Source organism: Rhodococcus sp. MH15 (genome assembly GCF_019266045.1).
GTDB lineage: Bacteria > Actinomycetota > Actinomycetes > Mycobacteriales > Mycobacteriaceae > Rhodococcus_F > Rhodococcus_F qingshengii.
In genome coordinates this window covers 1-1,578 of sequence record NZ_LPNP01000012.1, presented here as the reverse complement: position 1 = coordinate 1,578, position 1,578 = coordinate 1, and the positions used below count along the sequence as shown (strand labels likewise).

Here is a 1,578-nt window from a genome sequence, read left to right as displayed (position 1 = left end):
TCGACGGTGGAGGCGTTGGCTGCTCGTTTGGGTTCTCATGTCGGTGGCGGTTCACGTGCGGCGTTGACTGCGCAGGTGCGTCCGGTTCGGGTTCCGTTGTCGTTGGCGCAGCAGCGCATGTGGTTCCTCAACCGATTCGACACCGATTCTGCTGTCAACAATGTCCCTGTTGCCGTTCGGCTCACGGGTGCGCTCGATCTGGCGGCCCTGAATTCGGCAGTTCACGACGTTATCGGCCGCCACGAGGTTCTGCGCACGGTCTACCCCGAGGTCGACGGCGTCGGCTACCAGAAGATCTGCTCGGTAGAAGATGTCTCGATCGATCTCGGCGCAGAACGCGTCACAGACGACCGAATCCAGGCGGAGCTGTATTCGTTCTTCGCCCAGGGTTTCGATGTCACTGTCGAGGTTCCGTTGCGCGCCAAGCTTTTTCAGGTCGCCGATGACGACTTCGTGTTGTCGTTCGTGATGCATCACATCTCGACCGACGGTTTCTCGATGGGCCCGCTGACCCGCGACGTCATGACCGCCTACTACGCCCGAACCAACGGCCAGGCTCCGACCTGGACGCCGTTGCCGGTGCAGTATGCCGATTACTCGTTGTGGCAGCGTGAGGTTCTCGGGTCCGAGGACGATCCGCAGTCCATGATCGCGAAGCAGATTGCGTTCTGGTCGGATGCGTTGGCTGATCTTCCGGAGCAGTTGGATCTGCCTGGTGATCGTCCGCGTCCCGAGATTGCTTCAGGGCGCGGCGCCAATCACAGTTTCACCATCGAACCGCAGCTGTGGTCTGAGCTGGACGAACTGGCCAAGGCAACGAACGCAACTCCGTTCATGGTTATTCACTCGGCTCTGGCGGTGCTGTTGGCACGACTGTCCGCGACGACCGACATTGCGATCGGTGCCCCGATCGCGGGTCGTGGTGAAGCCGAGCTCGATGACGTGATCGGTATGTTCGTCAATACCTTGGTGCTGCGTACCGAGGTTGATCCGTCGATGTCGTTTGCCGAGTTGTTGGCGTCGGCGCGTCAGGTGGATTTGCAGGCGTTCGCGCATGCGGATGTTCCGTTCGAGCGTGTGGTGGAGGTTCTCGATCCGGTTCGTTCGCAGGCTCGTCATCCGTTGTTCCAGGTGGCGTTGACGTTCCAGAACCTTGGACAGAGTGCTCTCGAACTGCCCGGACTCACCGCCGCTGCTGTGGAATTCGACGCAGCACTGGCCAAGTTCGATCTGCAATTCACACTTGAAGAAGCCGCTGACGCCGGTATGTCCGGCACCCTGACCTACGCGACGGATCTGTTCGACGCGTCGACAGCGGCCGAGTTCGCTGATCGGTTCGTGTCCGTCCTCCGTGGCGTTGTCGCGAATCCGGCCGCTGCCGTTGGCGACGTGGATGTTATGACCGCCGGTGAGTTGGATCGCGTTCTGTCATGGAGCGACACGGGTGTCGACAGTGGTGTGGATTCGACGTTGTCGGCGTGGTTCGATGATGCTGCTGCGCGGTTTGGTGATCGGGTTGCGGTGCGGTTCGGTGGCGAGTCGTTGTCGTATGGTGAGTTGTCGGTGCGGGCTAATCGT

The 1,578-nt window shown here is 60.7% G+C and carries 1 protein-coding gene; it reads left to right on the top strand.

Features of this window, described 5'->3' with window-relative positions; translation table 11 throughout:
* Positions 1-15: 15 nt before the first annotated feature.
* Positions 16-1,578: condensation domain-containing protein (locus ATN37_RS00075; RefSeq protein ID WP_256933065.1), on the top strand; the 1,563-nt coding region annotated here is incomplete at its 3' end.